The 21,016-nt window shown below is 73.6% G+C and carries 19 protein-coding genes, 4 tRNA genes and 1 pseudogene; 8 read left to right on the top strand and 16 right to left on the bottom strand.

The genetic code is table 11. The features are described 5' to 3' along the window. Position 1 precedes the first annotated feature (1 nt). The 7 genes from thrS to ASF82_RS05895 form a co-directional block, all read right to left on the bottom strand. Complete coding sequence (gene thrS / locus ASF82_RS05925; RefSeq protein WP_056055891.1) at positions 2-1,963, bottom strand: threonine--tRNA ligase; 1,962 nt, start codon at positions 1,961-1,963, stop codon at positions 2-4. Positions 1,964-2,103: 140 nt separating this feature from the next. Next, a complete protein-coding gene (sufU, locus tag ASF82_RS05920; RefSeq protein WP_056054625.1) occupies positions 2,104-2,550 on the bottom strand; it encodes a Fe-S cluster assembly sulfur transfer protein SufU in 447 nt (148 codons plus the stop codon). Beyond that, positions 2,547-3,914: an aminotransferase class V-fold PLP-dependent enzyme gene (locus tag ASF82_RS05915; protein WP_056054622.1), complete on the bottom strand. Its 1,368-nt coding sequence runs from the start codon at positions 3,912-3,914 to the stop codon at positions 2,547-2,549. The genes sufU and ASF82_RS05915 overlap by 4 nt, the downstream gene beginning before the upstream one ends. A gap of 113 nt (positions 3,915-4,027) precedes the next feature. Beyond that, positions 4,028-4,840, bottom strand: a complete 813-nt coding sequence (locus tag ASF82_RS05910; RefSeq protein WP_056054617.1) for an amino acid ABC transporter ATP-binding protein — start codon at positions 4,838-4,840, stop codon at positions 4,028-4,030. Next, entirely contained in the window at positions 4,827-5,489 is a 663-nt protein-coding gene (locus ASF82_RS05905) for an amino acid ABC transporter permease (protein ID WP_056054613.1), read from the bottom strand. The genes ASF82_RS05910 and ASF82_RS05905 overlap by 14 nt, the downstream gene beginning before the upstream one ends. Before the next feature lie 3 nt (positions 5,490-5,492). Next, positions 5,493-6,371, bottom strand: a complete 879-nt coding sequence (locus ASF82_RS05900; RefSeq protein WP_235491171.1) for an amino acid ABC transporter substrate-binding protein — start codon at positions 6,369-6,371, stop codon at positions 5,493-5,495. Positions 6,372-6,427: 56 nt separating this feature from the next. After that, positions 6,428-7,219 (bottom strand): NRDE family protein, encoded by a 792-nt coding sequence (locus tag ASF82_RS05895; protein ID WP_056054610.1) that lies wholly within the window; start codon positions 7,217-7,219, stop codon positions 6,428-6,430. A gap of 188 nt (positions 7,220-7,407) precedes the next feature. On the opposite strand from ASF82_RS05895, the gene coaBC reads away from it, so the two are divergent. After that, positions 7,408-8,658 carry a bifunctional phosphopantothenoylcysteine decarboxylase/phosphopantothenate--cysteine ligase CoaBC gene (gene coaBC / locus ASF82_RS05890; protein WP_056055888.1) on the top strand — a complete coding sequence of 417 codons (1,251 nt, stop codon included), beginning with the start codon at positions 7,408-7,410 and terminating at the stop codon, positions 8,656-8,658. Positions 8,659-8,727: 69 nt separating this feature from the next. Here coaBC and ASF82_RS16075 read toward each other — a convergent pair. Next, positions 8,728-9,510 (bottom strand): annotated as a pseudogene (locus ASF82_RS16075) (DUF817 domain-containing protein); the annotation flags it as partial. Positions 9,511-9,637: 127 nt separating this feature from the next. Here ASF82_RS16075 and ASF82_RS05885 point away from each other — a divergent pair. Continuing rightward, positions 9,638-9,925, top strand: coding sequence for a hypothetical protein (locus ASF82_RS05885; RefSeq protein ID WP_056054607.1), 288 nt, complete (start codon positions 9,638-9,640; stop codon positions 9,923-9,925). A gap of 21 nt (positions 9,926-9,946) precedes the next feature. Here the strand turns inward: ASF82_RS05885 and ASF82_RS05880 are convergent, their stop codons facing one another. The 5 genes from ASF82_RS05880 to ASF82_RS05860 form a co-directional block, all read right to left on the bottom strand. After that, positions 9,947-11,071, bottom strand: coding sequence for an ABC transporter ATP-binding protein (locus ASF82_RS05880; RefSeq protein ID WP_056054606.1), 1,125 nt, complete (start codon positions 11,069-11,071; stop codon positions 9,947-9,949). Beyond that, the gene (locus tag ASF82_RS05875) at positions 11,068-11,928 is read right to left on the bottom strand and encodes an ABC transporter permease subunit (protein ID WP_235491170.1); all 861 of its coding nucleotides are present in this window, start codon (positions 11,926-11,928) and stop codon (positions 11,068-11,070) included. Before ASF82_RS05875 ends, ASF82_RS05880 begins: the two co-directional genes overlap by 4 nt. Beyond that, entirely contained in the window at positions 11,925-12,848 is a 924-nt protein-coding gene (locus ASF82_RS05870; RefSeq protein WP_369814254.1) for an ABC transporter permease, read from the bottom strand. The genes ASF82_RS05875 and ASF82_RS05870 overlap by 4 nt, the downstream gene beginning before the upstream one ends. 2 nt (positions 12,849-12,850) lie before the next feature. Next, entirely contained in the window at positions 12,851-13,978 is a 1,128-nt protein-coding gene (locus ASF82_RS05865) for an ABC transporter substrate-binding protein (protein ID WP_056054604.1), read from the bottom strand. Positions 13,979-14,132: 154 nt separating this feature from the next. After that, positions 14,133-14,843, bottom strand: coding sequence for a YqjF family protein (locus ASF82_RS05860; RefSeq protein ID WP_056054601.1), 711 nt, complete (start codon positions 14,841-14,843; stop codon positions 14,133-14,135). Positions 14,844-14,888: 45 nt separating this feature from the next. Here ASF82_RS05860 and ASF82_RS05855 point away from each other — a divergent pair, with 45 nt between their 5' ends. Next, a complete protein-coding gene (locus ASF82_RS05855) occupies positions 14,889-15,098 on the top strand; it encodes a hypothetical protein (RefSeq protein ID WP_056054598.1) in 210 nt (69 codons plus the stop codon). 154 nt (positions 15,099-15,252) lie between these two features. Then, on the top strand, positions 15,253-16,281 hold the full coding sequence (locus ASF82_RS05850) for a carboxypeptidase-like regulatory domain-containing protein (RefSeq protein ID WP_056054595.1): 1,029 nt from the start codon (positions 15,253-15,255) through the stop codon (positions 16,279-16,281). A gap of 91 nt (positions 16,282-16,372) precedes the next feature. Here ASF82_RS05850 and ASF82_RS05845 read toward each other — a convergent pair. Next, positions 16,373-16,445 (bottom strand) — tRNA-Val (locus ASF82_RS05845). Between the two features lie 173 nt (positions 16,446-16,618). Here ASF82_RS05845 and ASF82_RS05840 point away from each other — a divergent pair. The 3 genes from ASF82_RS05840 (at position 16,619) to ASF82_RS05830 (ending at position 16,966) form a co-directional block, all read left to right on the top strand. Beyond that, positions 16,619-16,690 (top strand) — tRNA-Gly (locus ASF82_RS05840). 66 nt (positions 16,691-16,756) lie between these two features. Beyond that, positions 16,757-16,830, top strand: a tRNA-Cys gene (locus tag ASF82_RS05835). Positions 16,831-16,894: 64 nt separating this feature from the next. After that, positions 16,895-16,966: transfer RNA gene (locus tag ASF82_RS05830), tRNA-Val, on the top strand. A gap of 325 nt (positions 16,967-17,291) precedes the next feature. Here the strand turns inward: ASF82_RS05830 and ASF82_RS05825 are convergent. Beyond that, positions 17,292-18,575, bottom strand: coding sequence for an ammonium transporter (locus ASF82_RS05825; protein WP_056054591.1), 1,284 nt, complete (start codon positions 18,573-18,575; stop codon positions 17,292-17,294). A gap of 256 nt (positions 18,576-18,831) precedes the next feature. After that, positions 18,832-19,851 carry a cell division protein ZapE gene (gene zapE, locus ASF82_RS05820; protein WP_056054588.1) on the bottom strand — a complete coding sequence of 340 codons (1,020 nt, stop codon included), beginning with the start codon at positions 19,849-19,851 and terminating at the stop codon, positions 18,832-18,834. A 265-nt stretch (positions 19,852-20,116) separates the two neighbouring features. Here zapE and ASF82_RS05815 point away from each other — a divergent pair, with 265 nt between their 5' ends. Beyond that, positions 20,117-21,016 carry a sulfurtransferase gene (locus ASF82_RS05815; protein WP_056054586.1) on the top strand — a complete coding sequence of 300 codons (900 nt, stop codon included), beginning with the start codon at positions 20,117-20,119 and terminating at the stop codon, positions 21,014-21,016.

The raw sequence follows: 21,016 nt of genomic DNA, 5'->3' as shown, positions 1-21,016 counted from the left end.
CTCAGACCTGGGCCTTCGTCTCGATGGCCTCGAGGATCTTCGCGACGGCGTCGGCGACGGGCACGCCGTTCTCCTGGGAGCCGTCGCGGTAGCGGAAGCTGACGGCCCCCGCGGCGCGGTCCTCCTCGCCGGCGATGAGCTGGAACGGCACCTTGGACTTCGTGTGCGTGCGGATCTTCTTCGGGAACCGGTCGTCGCCGTGGTCGACCTGGGCGCGCACGCCCTTCTCCTTCAGCTGCGCGACGACGCCGTCGAGGTAGTCGCCGTACTCGTCGGCCACCGGGATCGCGACGACCTGCACGGGCGAGAGCCAGACCGGGAAGGCCCCGGCGTAGTGCTCCGTGAGCACGCCGAAGAACCGCTCGATGGTGCCGAAGAGGGCCCGGTGGATCATGACCGGGCGCTGGCGCGTGCCGTCGGCGGCCGCGTACTCCAGCTCGAACCGCTCGGGCAGGTTGAAGTCGAGCTGCACCGTCGACATCTGCCAGGTGCGGCCGATGGCGTCGCGGGCCTGGACGGAGATCTTCGGGCCGTAGAACGCGGCCCCGCCCGGGTCGGGCACCAGCTCGAGGCCGGACTCCTCCGCGACCTCGCGCAGGGTCGACGTCGCGGTCTCCCAGATGTCGTCGTCGCCGACGTACTTCTCCGGGTCCTTCGTGCTGAGCTCGAGGTAGAAGTCGGTGAGGCCGTAGTCGCGGAGCAGCGACAGCACGAAGGCGAGCGTGCCGGTCAGCTCTTCCTTCATCTTCTCGCGGGTCGTGAAGATGTGGGCGTCGTCCTGGGTCATGCCGCGGACGCGCGTCAAGCCGTGGATGACGCCGGACTTCTCGTTGCGGTAGACCGTGCCGAACTCGAAGAGCCGGAGCGGCAGGTCGCGGTACGAGCGCGGCTGCGACCGGTAGGCGAGGATGTGCATCGGGCAGTTCATGGGCTTGAGGTAGTAGTCGGCGCCCTGGCGGGTGACCTCGCCCTCGTCGTTGCGGGCCTCGTCGAGCTTCATCGCCGGGAACATGCCGTCCTTGTACCAGCCGAGGTGGCCGGAGGTCTCGAACAGGCTGGCCTTGGTGATGTGGGGCGTGTAGACGAAGTCGTAGCCGGCGGCCTCGTGGCGCCGTCGCGAGTAGTCCTCCATCTCGCGGCGGATGATGCCGCCCTTCGGGTGGAAGATCGCGAGCCCGGAGCCGATCTCGTCCGGGAACGAGAACAGGTCGAGCTCGACGCCGAGCTTGCGGTGGTCGCGCTTCGCGGCCTCCTCGAGGCGGGCCTGGTAGGCCCGCAGCTCGTCCTTCGTGGGCCAGGCCGTCCCGTAGATGCGCTGCAGCTGGGGGTTCTTCTCCGAGCCGCGCCAGTAGGCGGCGGCCACGCGCATCAGCTTCGTGGCGTTGCCGAGGAGTCGCGTGCTCGGCAGGTGCGGACCGCGGCAGAGGTCGTACCAGACCACGTCGCCGGTCTTCGGGTCGACGTTGTCGTAGACGGTGAGCTCCGCCCCTCCGACCTCGACGGACTCGCCGTCGTCGCCGACGCCGTCGGTGCCGCCCTTCAGCCCCACGAGCTCGAGCTTGTAGGGCTCGTCGGCCAGGAGCTCCCGGGCCTCCGCCTCGGTCACGACGCGACGGCGGAAGCGCTGGCCCTGGCGGATGATCCGCTCCATGCCCTTCTCGATCGCCTTGAGGTCGTCGGGCGTGAACGGCTCGGCGACGTCGAAGTCGTAGTAGAAGCCGTCGGTGACGGGCGGCCCGATGCCGAGCTTGGCCTCGGGGTTGATCGCCTGCACCGCCTGGGCCATGACGTGGGCCGCCGAGTGCCGCAGGATCGAGAGCCCGTCGGGCGAGTCGATCAGGACCGGCTCGACGACGTCGCCGGCGTGCACCTCGGACGCGAGGTCGCGGAGCTCGCCCGCCACGCGGATCGCCACGACGGCCTTGTCGGTGAACAGCTCGAGGCCGGTCGTCGTCTGCGTCACCTCGACCGTCTCCGGGCGGGCGGTGGCGCCGCTGTCGGGGGTGACGCTGGCGTCGGGGGCAGGCTGGTCAGACACGGTCGTGTGCTCCTTGGCGTTCGGGGGACGGCGGCCAGTTTAGCGGCGGGCGACGCCCCTCCCCGCTACGCGGCGAGCTCGACGGCGCAGGCCTCCGCCGCCACCCAGGCGAGCATGCCGCACTTCACGCGCATGACGAACTTCGAGACGCCGTGGAAGGCGACGGCGTCACCGAGCAGCTCGTCGTCGGGCTCGCCCGCCCCGCGGGACCGCATCATGTCGCGGAACGCCCCCACCCGGCCCCGGAGCTCGTCGAGCGTCAGGCCCGGAGCGAGGTCGGCGAGGACGGACGCCGACGCCATCGAGATGCTGCAGCCGGCGCCCTGCCAGCGCAGCGACTCGACGCGGTCCGTGCCGGGGACGAGCGCGACGCGCACGGTGATCTCGTCGCCGCAGGTGGGGTTCCGTTCGTAGTGCTCCGCGCCGGCCCCGGGCAGGTCGCCGTCGCCGTGCCGCGCCTTGGCGTGGTCGAGGATCACCTGCTGGTACAGGGAGTCGAGGGCGCCGCTCATCGGTCTCCCTCCCCGGCCGGGGCCGCCACGCCGTCGTCCGCGCCGAAGTACGCGCGGACCCCGGCGACCCCGGCCAGCAGCCGCGCCACGTCCTCCGTGGTCGTGTACAGGTACGTGCTGGCCCGTGTGGTCGCGGTGACGCCGAGCCGGCGGTGCAGCGGCTGGGCGCAGTGGTGCCCGACGCGCACCGCGATGCCCTGAGCGTCGAGGTACTGCCCGACGTCGTGGGCGTGGACGCCGTCCACGACGAAGCTGGCGAGGCCCGAGCGGGCCACGCCCGCCGGCGGCCCGACGACACGGACGCCGGGGATCGCGGAGAGGCCCCTGACGAGCGACTCGGCCAGCGCCTCCTCGTGCTGCTGGACGCGGTCGAGCCCGACGGCCCGGAGGTACCGGACGGCCTCGGCGAGGGCGACGGCCTGCGAGACCGGCTGCGTGCCGGCCTCGAAGCGCTGCGGGGCGGGCAGGTACTCGGCCGAGTCGAGCGTGACGGTGGTGATCATCGACCCGCCCGTGCGGAAGGGCGGCAGCGCGCCCAGCAGCTCGGCCCTCCCCCAGAGCACCCCGATGCCGGTGGGCCCGAGCATCTTGTGGCCCGAGAACGCGAGGAAGTCGACGTCGAGGGCGCGGACGTCGACGGGGCGGTGGGGCACCGACTGGCAGGCGTCGAGCACGACGAGCGCGCCGACGGCGTGTGCGAGCGCGACGACCTCGTCGACGGGGGCGACCAGCCCGGTGACGTTCGAGACGTGGGCGACGGCCACGACGCGCGTCCGCGGGCCGATCACGGCCGCGGCGTCGGCGGCCGTCCACACGCCGTCGTCGTCGACCGCGACGGCGCGGAGCACCGCTCCCGTCACGGCCGCTAGCTCCTGCCAGGGGACGAGGTTGGCGTGGTGCTCCGCCTCGGTGACGACGATCTCGTCGCCGGGCCGGAGGGCGAACCTGCGGGCGGACTCGCCGCCGCGGCCGTGGGTCGCGTTCGCCATGCCGTAGGCCACGAGGTTCAGGGCGTCCGTGGCGTTCGCCGTCCAGACGACCTCGTCCGCGGAGGCGCCGAGCAGGCCGGCCACGGTCTCCCGCGCCTCCTCGAAGGCCTCGGTCGCCAGGGCGGCGAGCGTGTGCGCGCCGCGGTGCACGGCCGAGTTGGTCGTCTCGAGGAAGGCGCGCTCCGCGTCGAGCACGGCACGGGGCCGCTGCGCGGTCGCGCCGGAGTCGAGGTACGCCAGCGGCTCGCCCGAGACCTCCTGCGCGAGGAGCGGGAAGTCGGCGCGGAGGCGCGTGGCCTCGTCGTCGGAGAGCGGCCCCGGGGAGGCTGTCGTCGCGGCGGCCCGGGGGCCGGCGGTCGTAGAGGTGGTGGTCACGGTGTCCCTTCTCGCCGATCGTACCGAGGGTCGACCACGGCACCGTCGTGCAACGACGCGGGGGCGCCGTGTGTTCCCGGAGGCCGCCCGGCCCGCGCACGCCGCGGTCGGCGTCAGTCGTCGAGCGGCCGCAGCACCCGTCGCAGGAACTGCTGCGTGCGCGCCTCGCGCGGGCGGTTGAGGACGGCGGCCGGCGTGCCGCGCTCGACCACGACGCCGTCGTCCATGAAGACGACCTCGTCGGCCACCCGCCGGGCGAACTCGAGCTCGTGCGTGACGACGATCATCGTCCAGCCCTCCTCCGCCAGCTCCTTCACGACGGTGAGCACGTCGCCGACGAGCTCGGGGTCGAGGGCGGAGGTCGGCTCGTCGAAGAGCAGCAGCTCGGGCCGGAGCGCCAGCGCGCGCACGATGCCCACGCGCTGCTGCTGCCCGCCGGAGAGCTCGACGGGGTAGGCGTCCTCGCGGCCGCCGAGGCCCACGCGCGCGAGCAGACCCCGGGCCTCGCTCCGCGCCTCCTCCGGGTCGCGCCCCTGGACGCGGATCGGCCCCTCGACGACGTTCTGCAGCACGGTCATGTGCGGGAAGAGGTTGAAGTGCTGGAACACCATCGACGACCGGTCGCGGAGGGCGAGCAGCTCGCGCTTCGACGCCCCCGCCCCGAAGTCCAGCACCTGCCCGGTCGAGAGGGCGACGGTGCCGCCGTCGGGCACCTCGAGGCTGTTGAGCGACCGCAGCACCGTGGTCTTGCCCGAGCCGGAGGGCCCGATGATCGCGACCACCTGGCCACGGCGGACGGAGAGGTCGATGCCCTTCAGCACGGCCGTGCCCCCGAACGACTTCGTGAGCCCGGTCACGGTCAGCACGGCGGGGGCGGACGAGGAGGCGCGGGCGGGGCCGGCGGCGGAGGCGTCAGCGGGCGACATGGCGGTCCAGCTTCTTCTCGAGGGCGCCCTGGCCGGTCGACAGGGCGAGGCAGATGACCCAGTAGACCAGGGCGGCCTCGAGGTACAGCAGCATGAACTCGTTCGAGACCGTCGCGATCTGCTGTGCCTGCCGGAAGAGCTCGGTGACGAGGATCAGCGAGGCGAGCGAGGTGTCCTTGACGAGCGAGATGAACGTGTTCGAGAGCGGGGGCACGGAGACGCGCGCCGCCTGCGGCAGCACGACGCGCCGCAGCGCGAGCGAGCGCGACATGCCGATCGTGTGCGCCGCCTCCCACTGGCCGCGCGGCACCGACTGGATCGCCGCCCGGATCACCTCGGCGCCGTAGCCGCCCACGTTGAGCGAGAACGCGATGATCGCGCTCGGCCAGGGGTCGAGGCGCACGCCGATCGACGGCAGCCCGTAGAAGACCACGAACAGCTGCACGAGGAGGGGCGTGCCCCGGATGACCGAGACGAAGACGCGGGCCGGCCACCGCAGCCAGCGCGTCGGCGACAGCCGCATGAGGGCGACCACCAGGGCGATGACGAGCCCGATGGCCATGGAGGCGAGGGCCAGCGGGATCGAGGCCACGAGGGCGCCCGACACGATCGGCCAGAGCGACCGCCAGAAGAGGTCGGACGACGGCACGGGCTACTCGCTGACGTCGCTGCCGAAGTACTTCTCGGAGATCGAGGCGAGCGTGCCGTCGGCGCGCAGCTCGTCGAGGGCGTCGTCGATCGCGGCGACGAGGTCGTCGGACCCCTTCGCGACCACGAAGGCGCTCTCGGAGACGTCGTCGGTGGTGGCGCCGACCTTGACCGCGGCCGCGGCCGTCGGGTCGGTCTGCTGGTAGTCGAGGAAGGTCAGCTCGTCGTTGACCGTGGCGTCGATGCGCCCCTGCTCGAGGAGGGCGATCGACTGCGCCCAGCCCTCGACGACCTCGACGTCGGCGCCGGCGTCCTTGGCGGTGGTGTACCAGTTGCTCGACTGCGACTGCGCGGTGGTCTTGCCGTCGAGGTCGGCGAGCGACGTGATGGAGGTGTCGTCGGCCGGCACGATGACCACGCCGCGGCTCACCGTGTACGGGGCCGAGAAGTCGTACTTGGCCTCGCGCTCGTCGGTGATCGAGACCTGGTTGGCGATGAGGTCGAAGCGGCCCGCGTCGAGGCCCGCGAAGATCGCGTCCCACTGGGTCTCCTGGAACTCGGGCGTGACTCCCAGCTTCTCGGCGACGGCGGTGACGACCTCGACGTCGTAGCCGGTGAGCTCGCCGGAGCCGTCCTCGTGGAAGGTGAACGGCTTGTAGGTGCCCTCGGTGCCGACGACGAGCTTCCCGGCGTCCTGCACGTCGGCGAGGGTCGTGCCCTCCCCCGCCGCGGCGGTGCTGCTGCCGGTCGGCGCGCTGACCACGCCGTCGGTCGACGCGGGGGCGCAGGCGCTGAGGCCGAGCACGGAGGCGGCGACGACGCCGGTGAGGGCGACGGTGCGGGCGGTGCGGGCGAGGCGGGTGCGGGGCGCGGTGATCTTCACGTCGGACTTCCTGGTCGGGGGTGCTCCTGCGCCCGGGTCGGGCGTGGCTCCCGACACTAACCGCGCGTCGCCCCCGCTGATTCCCGATGACGCCGCGTCTCGTCGTCGAGCCTCACGTGCACGTGCCGGACGTCGTCGGCGGCGACCGCGACGAGGGAGAGCGACAGCGACCCGAGCCAGCGGCCGTCGAGCAGGTCGGAGCGCACCAGGGCCTCCGGGTCGCGCTCATCGAGCGCCGTGCTCTCGCGGAGCACGTCGAGCCACGGCCCCCACGAGGAGCCCGCGTCGGCGAGGGCGTCGAGACCGCCGAGCCCGTCCGCCCGGCCCTCGGCGGGCGGCGGCCCCGTGGGCGCCTCCGCCGCGCGGAACCGCGGGGCCCAGCGAGCCACGCGCGGCACCGACGGGTCGTCCACCGCCCCGTGCGTGAGCACGTGCACCCCCGGGGCGAGCCGCTCGGCCCTGAGGGCGGAGCCGTCCCACGAGGTCACCGACGCCCCCTCCAGGTCCGCCGTGAGGAGCGTGAAGGGACGCTGGCGCGGACGCCCGGCGGGCAGGTCGCCGTCGGCCGCCGCGCGGAGCGGCAGCACCCCTCGGGTCTCCCACCCGCCCTCCGGCTCCGGCGGCCGCTCGTGCCGGTTGAGGACGACGGAGGCGCGGGCCGGGCCCGTCGCCGTGGCCAGCCAGGCCCCGCCGGCCTCCCGGTCGTGGACGCCCTGCACCCGCTCGCCGAGCTCGGGCCACCAGGCGGCCGGAGGATCCCACGGGCGGTCGGCGGCCTCGTCGCGGAGGCCGAGGAACACCACGGGCCAGGGGCCGGACGGGGCGACGGAGACGACGACTGTGCACACGGGGAGGCTCCTCGGCCGGGTCGGGGGCGCGACCACCCCGGGATGGGGCATCGTGGAGGCAGCAACGCTACCGGGCCGCCGGCGCTTCCCCGACGGCCCCCGACGTCAGGGGAACCGTGACCGGACAGACCGACCGTGGCCAGCACCGACGAGACGACGACGGCGAGGGCGCCCGGCGCCTCACGGTCGTGGTCGGCGTCTCGGGCGGGATCGCCGCGTACAAGGCGGTCAGCGTCGTCCGCGGCCTCGTCGTCCGGGGCCACGACGTCCACGTCGTCCCGACGGAGGCGGCCCTGCGGTTCGTGGGCCTGCCCACCTTCGAGGCCATCAGCCGCAACCCGGTGCACACCTCCGTCTTCGACGACGTCGCCCAGGTGCGCCACGTCGCGCTCGGCCAGGCGGCGGACCTCGTCGTCGTCGCGCCGGCGACGGCCCACACCCTCGCGGCGATCGCGCACGGGCTCGCCGACGACCTCCTCGGCACGACGATCCTCGCGAGCACGGCTCCCCTGGTCGTCGCCCCCGCCATGCACACCGAGATGTGGCGGAACGCCGCCACCGTCGCGAACGTCGAGCTGCTGCGCTCGCGGGGCGTGGTCGTGGTCGGCCCCGACGACGGGCCGCTCACCGGTGGCGACAGCGGGCCGGGTCGGCTCAGCGAGCCGGACGTGATCGTCGAGGCCGCGCTCGCGGCCGTTGCCGGGGCCGAGGAGGCGCGCCCCCGTGACCTGGCGGGTCGCCGCGTCGTCGTGACGGCCGGCGGCACCCGCGAGCCCCTCGACCCCGTGAGGTTCCTCGGCAACCGGTCGAGCGGTCGACAGGGGCTCGCCCTGGCCCGGGCCGCCGCGTCCCGCGGAGCTGCCGTGACCCTCGTGGCCGCGCACCTGGACGACGACGTCGCCCGGGCGGCGGCGCTCCTCCCCGGCGTCGAGGTCGTGGCGGCGGGCACCGCGAGCGAGCTGCTCGACGCGACCACCGCCTCCTCGATCGGGGCCGACGTCGTCGTCATGGCGGCGGCGGTCGCCGACTACCGCCCCGTCGAGGTGGCCGCGTCGAAGATCCGCAAGGACGACCGGGGCGACGAGCTGACGCTCCGCCTGGTCAGGACGACCGACGTGCTCGCGGCCCTCAGCGCCTCACGGCCGGCCGACCAGGTCGTCGTCGGCTTCGCCGCCGAGACGGCCACGTCGCCCGGGGAGCTGCTCGACCTCGGGCGCCGGAAGCTCGCCCGCAAGGGCTGCGACCTGCTGGTGCTCAACCCGGTCGGCTGGTCGACCGGCTTCGGCACCGACGACTCCGACGTCGTCGTGCTGGGCGCCGGGGGCGACGAGGTCGGCCGCCTGGCCGGGACGAAGGACGAGGTGGCGCACCTCGTGCTCGACGCCGTCCTCGCGACGGGGCGACTCGACCTCGGCCTCGGCGGTGGCGGCGTCGCCTGAGGCGGCCGCCCGTGCCGCGGCGTCGTCGGCGCGCTGGTGCAGCCAGATGACGAGCACCACGCTGAAGACGACGAGCACCGTCCACGAGCCGATCTTCGACGGGTGCACGATCGACCAGCCGTCGGCCTGGGAGGCGTAGGCCCAGGCCCCGACGAGGGTCGCCGCGTTCTCCGCGAGCCAGATGAAGACGGCGATGAGCGCGAACGAGACGAGGAGCGGCATGCGACGGACCCTCCCCCGGACGGTGAAGGCGACCCGGTGCCGGCCGAGGAGGAGGACGGCCACCGCCATCAGCGGCCACCGGACGTCGGGCAGCCAGTGGTTCGTGAGGAAGTTCAGGTAGAAGGCGGCCGCGAGGGCCAGCGCCGGGCCCGTCCGCACGCGGTCGACCCGGAGGTCGAGGCGCCGCCAGGCCTGGCAGACGTAGCTCCCGACGGCCGCGTACATGAAGCCGCTGTAGAGCGGCACGTCGGCCACGCGGAGGACCCCCTCGTCGGGGTAGGACCACGAGCCGACGGCGACCTTGACCACCTCGAGGCCGAGGCCCAGGAGGTGGAAGGCGCAGATCACCAGCAGTTCGCGGCGGCTCTCGAGCCGCCCGACGACGAAGGCCGCCTGCACGGCGACGCACCAGACGAGCATCGCGTCGTACCGCGGGATCCCCACGTCGACGACCGAGGTGACGGCGAGGCCGACGAGCACGGCGACGGCGAAGGCGCAGGAGAGGGCCTGCTGCACCGCGAAGGCGACGAGGTCGCGGAGGGCCTCGACGGCCCGGTCGCGGGACGGCGCTCGGCGACCCGCGGTCGGGGAGCCGGCGGGCAGGGGGCCGGAGGCGGGCGTGGCGGGCATGTCGGCGACGCTACGGGCGGCGACGCCCGCCCCGGATCGGCCCGGAGGACCACCGTGGTCCTCCCGGCGGACGACCGCTCCTGCGCCCCGGGCTCGCCCGTTCACCTCGGTGTGCCACCATGCCCCCGTGAGCAAGAAGATCGATGCAGCCCTCAAGACCCTGGTCAAGGCCCTCGAGCACCACGGCGAGGTGATGGGAGACCGGCCGCTCTCGGCGAAGAAGGCGGGGCGCGCCACCGAGCGCGTGCGCCAGGCGGCCGCCGAGTACACGCTGGTCGTGGCCGACAAGACCGGTCAGCCGAACCCGTTCGTCGACTTCCTCGACCCCGAGACCGTGCGCTCGCTGCGGGGCGAGCGCGACGCCATCGCGGCGAAGAAGGGCACGGGCTCGACCGAGCCCTCGTCCTCCTCCTGACCCCGGGGGCCGCCGGCGCCGTCAGCCGAACGGCACGACGGCGACGGCCCGCGGCGTGAACGCCACGTGGACGGACTCGCCGACCTCGCGCCGCTCGTGCGCGCGGTGGTCGAGCACGACGACGTCGTCGGGCGACGTCCGGACCTTCGTGCGGCAGACCGCGCCGAGGAACGACACCGACTCGACGACGCCCGCGACCCCGCGGTCGGCGAACGTGACGTCCTCCGGGCGCACGTAGGCCCACGCCTCCCCGTCGTCCGGGGAGCCGACGGCGGCGACCTCCTGCCCGGGCAGCCGCACCCGCCCGTCGACGACCTCGGCCCGCAGCCGGTTGCTCGACCCGACGAACTCCGCGACGAACCGCGTCGCCGGCGCCGAGTACAGCTGCTCGGGCGTGCCGATCTGCTCGATCGCGCCGGCCCGCATCACGGCGACCCGGTCGGCGACGGCCAGGGCCTCCTCCTGGTCGTGCGTCACGAAGAGGGTCGTGATGGCGAGCTCGCGCTGCAGACGACGGATCTCCTCGCGCAGCTGCACCCGCACCTGCGCGTCGAGCGCGCTGAGCGGCTCGTCGAGCAGCAGCACGCGGGGCCGCGTGACGAGCGCCCGGGCGAGGGCGACGCGCTGCTGCTGGCCGCCCGAGAGCTGGTGAGAGAACTGGCCGCCCAGCTCCCCGAGGCCCACCAGGTCGAGCATCTCGGCGGCGCGGGTCGCCCGCTCGGCCCGCGCTACGCGCCGCGTGCGGAGCCCGAACTCGACGTTCTGCTGCACCGTCAGGTGCGGGAAGAGCGAGTACGCCTGGAAGACCATGCCGACGTCCCGGCGGTGCGTCGGCACGTCGACGACGTCGCGCCCGTCCACCGTGATGCGGCCCTCGGTGACCGTCTCGAGCCCCGCGAGGGTGCGCAGTGCCGTCGTCTTGCCGCAGCCCGAGGGGCCGAGGAGGGCGACGAGCTCCCCCGGCGCGAGGTCGAGGTCGACGCCGCGGAGCGCGACGTGGCCCGCGTACTCCTTGACCACGCCGCGGAGGGCGACCGCGGCGCCCGCGGTCGACGTCGTCCGGGCGCCCGCGGCCGCGGAGCCTCGACCGGTCGGTGACGGGGCCGAGGAGGCGGTGGTCGGGTCGACGGGGGCGGTGGCGGTCACGGGAGGGCCTTCCGGGCGGGAGCTGGGGCGGGGGCCGCGACGTCGCGGCCGGGGAGGACGGGGCGGCCCGCGCCGGCGGAGCCGACCCTGCCGATGACGGCGAGCAGCAGGAACGCGAGCAGGAGGGCGAGCAGGGCGAGGATGACGGCCGCGAAGGGGTCGCTGCGCGAGACCTGGACGAGCGACGTCTGCAGCGTCACCCGGTTCAGCAGGCTGGCGATCGTGTACTCGCCCAGGACGACGGCCACCGTGATGAACGCCGCGGCCAGGAGCCCGCGACGGAGCGACGGCACCACCACACGGAGGAGGGTCGCGACGCCGCCGGAGCCGAGGGTCCGGGCCGCCTCGGTGAGGGTGCGGAGGTCGGTGGCGGCCAGGTCGGCCTGGACGGCGCGGTGCGCGTAGGGCAGGACGGTGACCCCGTAGGCCAGCGCGAGGGTCCAGGCCCCCGAGCCGGCGACCCGCGAGACGACCGAGTACACCGGGGCCAGCCCGACGACGAGCACGATCGCCGGCACCGTGACGGGCACGAGGCAGACGAACTCGAGGGGCCGCACCAGCGCCGGGTACCGCAGGTGCACGACGACCATCGTCGGCACGAGCAGCACGAGCACGAGCACGGCCGTCACCGCCGCGAGGACGAGGCTGTTCGTGACGCCCTCGACGAGGGAGCGGTACGCCCTCTCGTTCTCGGGGGCGGCGAGGGCGGTCCAGTGCCCCAGGTCGTGGCCCGTCCCGTCCGCCGAGCGGAGGGAGAACGCGACCATGGCCGCGATCGGGACGGCGAAGACGGCGCCGACCACGGCGAGGACGGCCTTCCGCAGCGCCGTCCCGGGTTCCCCGCGTCGGCGGGTCACCGCTGCCACCGCTCCGTGCGGCGCTGGAGCAGCGAGTAGAGCGTCATGAGCACGACCATGACGACGACCATGCCGAGCGCGAGCACGCCGGCGACGTGCTCGCGGCCCAGCACCGTCTCGCTGACCAGCGCCGCGCGGATCTGCAGGGGCACGATCTGGGCGCCCTGGCTGATCAGCGCTGCGGCGGTCGCGTACGAGGAGAAGGCGTTCGCGAAGAGCAGCAGCACGCTGCCGACGAAGGCCGGTGCGAGCACGGGCACGACGACGCGGAGCAGGTGCTCGCGCCGCGTCCCGCCCAGGGTGGCCACCGCCTCCTGCCACTGGGGCTTGAGCCCCGTGACGGCCGGCATGAAGGTGATGACCATGAGCGGCACCTGGAAGTAGACGTAGGGCAGCAGCAGCCCGGGCACCTGGTAGAACCAGACGCCGCCGGCGAAGACGTCGACGCCCAGCCGGGTGAGCAGCAGCTGGGTGACGACGCCCTGGATCCCGATGGTGGCCGTGAAGGCGAAGGCGAGCATGACGCCGCCGAACTGCGCGAGGACGCTCGCGGCCGAGTCGACGAGGCTGCGGACGAGGCCGTCCGGGCGGAGGGCGGTGAGTCCCCAGCAGACGACGGCGCCGACGACCGCGCCGACGACGGCGGTGATCCCCGACACGAGCGCGGAGCTCCCGAAGGCGCGGAGCACGTGGGGCTCGCCGAGGGCGGTGAGCGCCGAGAGGCTGGGTCGGCCGTCGCCCGTCACGAAGCCGGTGCCCAGCGCGACGACGCAGGGCACGGCGAGGAAGAGCAGGACGTAGACCGCGAACGGGGTCAGGGCCCACCACGCCGCCGGACGGCGCCGGGCCCGAGGGGGCCGGGCGCCGTCGACGCGGTCGCGGTCGGCCGCGGGGGGCCTCCCCTCGACGAGCGCGACCACGATCAGCCGATCGCCTGCGCCCAGGTGCCGGCGAGCAGCGCGGAGGCGGCCTCGGTCTGCTCGGTCGTCAGCTGCACGGTGTCGGCCGGCTGCTCGCCGACGGCGTCGAGGGCGTCCTGGTCGACGGTGCCGGCCTCGGTCATCGCGGCCAGGCGCACGGGGTACGCCCCGGCGGCGAGGTACAGGTTCTGGGCCTCGTCGCTCATGATGAACTCCTGCCACAGGCGCGCGGCGGCGGGGTGGGGCGCGTCGACGTTGACGGCCTGGTTGTAGTAGCTGCCGAGCGCCGTCCCGGGCAGCACGGCCGTCCTCCAGTCGCGCCCTCCCGCGTCGGCCGCGGCCGCGAGGTTGTTGTAGCTCCAGTCGAAGACGACGGGCGTCTCGCCCGAGGCGATCGTGGCGGGGGTCGGGTCGGTGGGCAGGAAGTTGCCCGCGTCGGCGAGCTCGCCGAACCAGCTGACCCCGGCGCTGACGTCGTCGGCGCTGCCGCCGTCCTGGAGCGCCGCCCACTGGACGGCCGCCGCGGCCGCGCCGGCCTGGGTCGGGTCGCCGTTGATCGCGACCTTCCCCCTGTACTCGGAGCCCAGCAGGTCGTCGAGGGTCTCCGGCTCGGGCACGGCGTCCGCGTCGTAGCCGACGGACATCAGGCCGGTGTAGTCGTAGACCCAGGCGCCGTCCGCGTCCTTGTGGTCGTCGGCGATGTCGTCCCACGTCGCGACCTTGTACTTCGCGAACTGGTCGAGGTTCGCGAGCGTCACGGCCGAGCCCAGGTCGAAGACGTCGGGCGCGGTGTCCTGCCCGGCGAGGTTCTTCGCCGCCGTGATCTCTTCCGCGCTCGAGACGTCGGGGCTGTCGCTGTTGACCGTGATGTCGTACTCGGCTTCGAAGGCGTCGATGATCTTCCCGTAGTTGGCCCAGGTGTCGGGCAGGGCGATCACGTTGAGCTCGCCCTCGGCCTCGGCGGCCGCGACGAGGGCGTCCATGCCCCCGAGGTCCTCCGCGCTGGTGGCGGTCGCGGCGGTGCCGGAGGCGGCGTCGTCGCCCGCGGCGTCGGCGGCTGTGCAGCCCGCGAGGCCGAGGGCGAGGACGGTGAGCGCCGCGGCGGCGGCGAGGGGGCGGGTCGGGGTCACGGTGTCCTCCAGGTGCGGGGCCGCGGGCGGCCGCCGGTCGTGCGGCCGGTCGTGCTGACCGGCCCGCGAGCACCGTAGGGAGCGAGGACGACGAGGAGGCGGCGCCCCGGTGACGGGACGGTGGACGCCGGGTGGCCGTCCGAGCGGGCCGCCCTCAGCCCCGCGAGTAGCGGACGACGACGCCCGGTGACACCGTCACGCGGTCGGGCTCGCGCTCGGCGAGGCCGGGCAGGCCCGCCGCGGCCAGGAGCCCGTCGTCGAGGCGCGTGACCGTGCCCGTGCGGAAGGTCCACGGCTCGTGCGCGCGACGCCACCAGCCGGTGACTCCGCGGCGTGCGGTGTGGACCCCCCAGCGGTCGGAGAGGAACCTCGTCGTCTCGTCGGCGTCGGCCGTGCGCGGGGCGACCGTCTCGGGGACGAGGGCGACCCGGACGACCGAGCCCGCGCCTCCTGCCCGGCGCTGCGTGCGGTGGGCGACGTCGTCGTCACGCACCCGGCTCCCGGCCCGGGCCCAGACGTAGGGCAGGCCGATCAGCCGAGCCGCGACCACGGCGGGCGCGTGCTGGGTGTCGATCGAGCGGTACGCGATGCCTCGACGGCCCTCGTCGTCGACGGTCGCGAGCTGGACGACGATCTCGGTCATGGTGCCGAGCCGCCCCAGGCGCGGCAGCGGCGGCACGGTGCTGTCGACGAAGCGGTAGGCGGCGAGGCTCGCCCAGGCCGCCCCGTCGTGCAGGTCGGGCCTCGTGCCCCGGGGCACCAGCGGCGCCGCGAGGGCGGGGTCGACCGCCCAGTGCAGGCCGACGACGTCGCGCCAGTCGTGCTGGGTGACGGGGCGGTGCGGCAGCGGCGGGGCGGCGGGCATGCTCCGATGCTGCTCCCCCGGAGCGGGTGACGGTACGGTCACGGGATGAGCGACACGCCCCCTCCCGCCCCCACCACCGCGTCGTTGGCCATCACCGCCGGCATCGCCTTCCTCGGCCTCGTCTTCGCGGCGGAGGCGCTGCTCTCCCCCGACGGCTCGTGGGTGACCATCGTCGTCGGGGCGGTCATCGCCGTGGTCTACGGCGTGCGGACCGTGCTGGCCGTCCGTCGACGGCGGGCCGCGAAGGCGGGCTGAGCGCCGACGTCGGCCCGCCCGGTGGACGCTGTCGAGCCGTGGTGACCACGACGGGTGCGGCGGAGGCACCGCGGGCCTAGGCTCCTGCCACCGGAGGCCCGGACCCCGGCGGGCTCGGCACCGTGCCGGGCCGGTGCACGCACAGGGGGTCCCCGTGGACAGGTTCGTCGTCTCGCTCTCGCTCGTGGCCGCGGTCGGCCTCGGAGCTCTCGCCCCGGCCTCGGCCCAGGCCGCGCCTCCGCCCGTCGTGTCGTCGGCCGCCGCGGTGCCGGCCGCGACGGCGACGGGCTCGGTCTCCGTCCGGCTGCTGCGGTCGTCGGGCACGACCCTCGGCCTCCCGGGGGCCAGGGTCCGCCTCGTGGGAGCCTGGCCCTTCGAGCGGGAGGCGACCACCGACTCCACCGGGGCCCTGACCTTCGCCGACGTGCCCGTGGGCTCGCGCTACTGGGTCTCCGTGACCCCGCCGCCGACCGCCGGCCACGGTCGTCGGACACCGGTCATGGCCACCGACCTCACCGTCCGCGCGGGCGCGTCGACGGCGGCCGACGTGACGCTCCCCGTCGGGGGCACCCTGGGGGGCCGGCTGGTCGGCCCGTGGCCCACGCCGCCGGCCGGGCTCACGGTCGAGGTCTACGGCAACCGGACCGGCACCTCCCTCACCTCCGTCACCGACGCCGAGGGGCGCTACTTCTTCTCCGGCATGCCCACGGACCTCTACACGGCCACGGTCGTCGCCGCCCCGGGTGGGGTGCCCACCGTGTGGCGACAGGACGTCGAGGCCGAGACCGCCACGACGCCGGCGAGCCACGTCGCCGCGGCTCCCCGGTACGTCCACACGACGTACGACCTCCAGGTCGTCGTCGACGAGCCCGACCCGGTGAACGCCCCGGGCCCGGACCTCGACGGCGCCGTCGTGACCATCACCGACACGGTGACCGGGGCCGTCATGACGCAGGCCCTCGACGCCACGAGCTCGCCCCGCAAGGTCGCTCAGTTCATCGTGCCGAGCGGTCGCTACACGGTGGGCGTCGAGACGGCGTCGCACCAGCGCTGGTGGTGGGCGGGGCAGTACGTGCCCGTCCCGCTCGTGCGGAGCGCGGCGGAGGCGGTGCCGATCTCGGTCACGTACGGGGCCGATCAGTCGACCGACGTCTTCCTGGCGCCGCAGTCGCCCACGCCGTGACGGGCGGCTGGCCGTGATGTCGGGTGAGGGCATGAAAAAACCCCGGCGGACCGGGGTTCTGTCGACATGCTCTGTCGAGAGGTGTTCTGTGTGGGCGATACCGGGCTCGAACCGATGACCTCTTCCGTGTGAAGGAAGCGCGCTACCAACTGCGCCAATCGCCCCTGCGGGACTCGTCGATGCTAGTGCATCGGGGCGGCCCGGCGCCATTCGAGGCCCCGGCGAGGGCGGGCCCGACCCTGCTGATGAGGGCCTCCAAGACACGAACATGCCTCAATTTGTTTTCTGCCCCGGGTCTGGGTATTGTTCTTTTGCACGCAGAAATGCAAAGCGAAATGCGGATGTGGCGCAGTGGTAGCGCATCACCTTGCCAAGGTGAGGGTCGCGAGTTCGAATCTCGTCATCCGCTCGAGTGTAATGCTCACCAGAGGGTGGTCCACCGACTGGTGGCTCCCCCTCTGGGAGCTGCTCGTATGGTGGAGTGGCCGAGAGGCGAGGCACCGGCCTGCAAAGCCGTTCACGCGGGTTCAAATCCCGTCTCCACCTCCATGCCGTCAAGACTCCGGTCTATGATGTCGTGATCAACTGAATACGTCGCCTCGGCGACATGCATGAGCGATTGGCGCAGCGGTAGCGCGCTTCCCTGACACGGAAGAGGTCGCTGGTTCGATCCCAGTATCGCTCACACAGAGAAAGCCCCCGGTTCGCCGGGGGCTTTCGTCGTTCCCGGGGGTTAGTTCGTTCCCGAGGGCTTTCCTCGATCTCATGGGCTGTCGGCCTCCGAGGAGCGTTCCGTCCTCCCCCGAGGGCACCGTCCGCCTCAGCCGCCTCAGCCGTGTCCGCCGCATGTCTCGTCGTATCGAACGTCCTCGGGTGGCCTCGCGCGCCTCCCGGCGTTCCTGCGGGGCGCAGCAGCCCGCCTGCGCGGCTCGGGAGCTCCCCCACCCACAGACGAAGGACGGCCCCGGTCGTGGTGACCGGGGCCGTCCTGGTGGAGCAGCGGTGACGAGCTAGGCGCGCGAGTTCTCGAGCACGTAGCCTTCTTCGCCGTGCAGCGCGAGGTCGATGCCCGCGACCTCGTCCTCGTTCTTGACGCGGAAGCCGATCGTCTTCTCGATGGCCAGGCCGATCAGGAAGGCGAGCACGAACGAGTAGGCCATGACGGCGAGGGCCGAGAGCGCCTGGATGCCCAGCTGGCGGAACGAGCCGGAGAAGATCAGGCCCGAGCCGTTGGCGAAGAAGCCGAGGTACAGCGTGCCGAGGAGGCCGCCGACGAGGTGGATGCCCACGACGTCGAGGGAGTCGTCGAAGCCGAGCTTGAACTTGAGGTCGATCGCCAGGGCGCAGACGGCGCCGGCGACGACGCCGAGCACGATGGCCCAGAACGGCGACAGGGCGGCACAGGCCGGCGTGATCGCGACGAGGCCGGCGACGGCGCCCGAGGCGGCTCCGACCGAGGTGGCCTTGCCGTCCTTGACCTTCTCGACGACGAGCCAGCCGAGGATGGCGGCCGCGGGGGCGGCGATCGTGTTGAGGAAGGCGAGGGCGGCGACGCCGTCGGCGGCGAGCTCGGAGCCGGCGTTGAACCCGAACCAGCCGAACCAGAGGAGGCCGGCGCCCAGCAGCACGAAGGGCGGGTTGTGGGGCTTGTCGGCGCCCTTGGCGAAGCCGACGCGCTTGCCGAGCACCAGGGCGAGGGCCAGGGCGGCGGCGCCCGCGTTGATGTGGACGGCCGTGCCGCCGGCGAAGTCGATGACGCCCATGCTGGCGATCCAGCCGCCGTCGACGACCGAGCCGTCCTCGCCGAGGGTGAAGTTGAAGACCCAGCTCGCGACGGGGAAGTACACGACCGTGGCCCAGACGCCGGCGAAGATCATCCACGCGCCGAACTTGGCGCGGTCGGCGATGGCGCCCGAGATGAGGGCGACGGTGATGATCGCGAACGTCGCCTGGAAGGCGGCGAAAGCGATGGTCGGGTAGTCGCCGACCGGCGCCGCGCTCTCCTGGAAGAGCGAGTCGAGGCTGAACATCGACGGGTCGAAGCCGAAGACGCCGTCCCACCCGATGTAGGTGTCGGTGCCCGCGGGGCCCTGGGGGCCGTTCGAGAACGCGATGGAGTAGCCGAAGAGCACCCAGAGGACGCCGATCAGGCCCATGGCCCCGAAGCTCAGCATCATCATGCTGATCACGCTCTTGGCCTTGACGAGGCCGCCGTAGAAGAACGCCAGGCCGGGCGTCATGAGCAGCACGAGTGCCGCGCAGATCAGCATGAAGGCGGTGTTGCCTTGATCCATGTGTGTGTCACCTCTCGAGTTCTGACAAGCCAGGGAGGCACCGGCCGCCCCGACCGTGGGGGTGCCACGGGCTGTGCGGGACGATGCGGGTGGTGCCGCCCTCAGTGTCTCGACGAGGTGTTTCGGGTCGTGTGCCGTCGTGTTTCGGGGATGTAACACGTATCGCGCGACTGTGAACAACGTGTTTCGCCCGCCTCGGGAAGGCCTCCGAGGTCGGGGCCCAAGGGGCGACGTCGCCGCGCGCCCCGGACGTCAGTCAGTGCGCCGACGTGAGCGCCACGAGCCTCGAGGTGGCCCGTAGGTACTTCTTCCGGTAGCCGCCGGCCAGCATCTCGTCGCTGAACACCGTGTCGAGCGGTGCGCCGGACGCCACGACGCGCACCTGCGCGTCGTACAGCCGGTCGACGAAGGCCACGAAGCGGAGCGCGTCCGTCTGGCTCGTGAACGGCCGGACGTCTCGCAGGGCGACCCCGTCGAGGCCGTCGATGAGCTTGACGTACCGGCTCGGGTGCACCGACGAGAGGTGCGCGACGACGGCCGCGAAGTCGTCCACCGACACCGTGCCCGGCAGGGAGGCCACCGCGGCGTCCAGGTCGTCGACCGTGTGGGCCTTCGCCTCGACCTCCCGACGGCGGTAGTCGTCACCGTCGATGCGGAGGGTGCGGAAGCGGTCGGAGAGCCCCTGGATCTCGCGGAGGAAGTCCGCCGCCGCGAACCGGCCCTCGCCGAGGGCCGCCGGCGGCGTGTTCGAGGTCGCGGCGATCCGCGTCCCGCCCTCGGCGAGGTCGCCGAGCAGCCGCGTCATCATCATCGTGTCGCCCGGGTCGTCGAGCTCGAACTCGTCGATGCAGACCAGGGAGGCGCCCTCCAGCTGGCGAGCGGCGCCCGCGTACCCGACGGCGCCGACCAGGGCCGTGTACTCGATGAACGTCCCGAAGTAGCGACGCCCCGTGGTCCGGTTGAAGAGAGCGGCGAGCAGGTGGGTCTTGCCGACGCCGAAGCCGCCGTCGAGGTAGAGGCCGGGGAGCACGTCGGGAGAGTCCGCGCGTCGGCGGAACAGGCCGCGTCGTGCGGGACGCTCGGCGGCGCCGCCGAAGCCGGCCACCGCCTCCACCGCCTCCGCCTGCGACGGGAAGGCCGCGTCGGGCACGTAGTTCTCGAGCGACGCCCCGTCGAACTGCCGGGGCGGGACGAGCTCGGCGACGATCTCGGCGCCCGTGATCGTGGGGGCGCGCTCGGTCAGCGCGACGCGGGCGGTGAGGGGATCTGGTGACATCGGGCGACCTCGCAGGCAGGGGACCAGGGGGCGACGCACGTCGGGGGCCTGGCCGCGGTGTGCGTCGGGGCGATCTGTGTCAGAGTCGGAGGGGCGCCCGGACGACGCTCACGCCGTGTGCGTAGCCTCGACGGTGACCCGGGCCCGAGTCTAGCCACCGGGCACCGGCGCCCGACCGCAGCGCCCGCCGCGCTGCACCCGAGATCGTCCGCCGTCGCCGGCGGCGCTCCGTCCCCGCGACGGAGAGACACAGCAGGAGGCACCCATGGTCGTCGAGCACGACGCAGCACCGAAGTTCCAGGAGTTCGCGCACCCCGAGCGCCTCGTCAGCACCGACTGGCTGCAGGAGCACCTCGGCACGCCGGGGCTCGTCGTCGTCGAGTCCGACGAGGACGTGCTGCTCTACGAGACCGGGCACATCGCCGGCGCCGTCAAGATCGACTGGCACCTCGACCTCAACGACCCCGTGCAGCGCGACTACGTCGACGGCGAGGCCTTCGCGGCGCTCATGTCGCGCAGCGGCGTCACGCGCGACTCGACGATCGTCGTCTACGGCGACAAGAACAACTGGTGGGCGGCCTACGCCCTCTGGGTGTTCTCGCTCTTCGGCCATGAGGACGTGCGCCTGCTCGACGGCGGCCGCGCCGCGTGGGAGGCGGAGGGCCGTGAGTACACCACCCAGGCCCCGAGCCCGGAGCCGACCGACTACCCCGTGGTCGAGCGCGACGACACCGTGATCCGTGCCTACAAGGACGACGTGCTCGCCCACCTCGGCCGGCCCCTCATCGACGTGCGCTCCCCCGAGGAGTACTCGGGCCAGCGCACCACCGCCCCCGCCTACCCGGAGGAGGGCGCCCTGCGCGCCGGCCACATCCCCAGCGCCCAGAACGTGCCGTGGGGCAAGGCCGCGGCCGACGACGGCCGCTTCCGCGGGCGCGCGGAGCTCGACGCGATCTACCGCGACGGCGCCGGCCTCGCCGACGGGGACTCCGTCGTGGCCTACTGCCGCATCGGCGAGCGGTCGAGCCACACCTGGTTCGTGCTGCACCACCTGATGGGCTTCGAGGACGTCCGGAACTACGACGGCTCGTGGACCGAGTGGGGCAGCGCCGTGCGCGTCCCGATCGTGCAGGGCACCGAGCCCGGCGCCGTCCCGGCTCGATGA

The organism is Frigoribacterium sp. Leaf164 (genome assembly GCF_001423665.1).
GTDB lineage: Bacteria > Actinomycetota > Actinomycetes > Actinomycetales > Microbacteriaceae > Frigoribacterium > Frigoribacterium endophyticum.
This window is presented reverse-complemented; position numbering and strand designations above follow the sequence as displayed.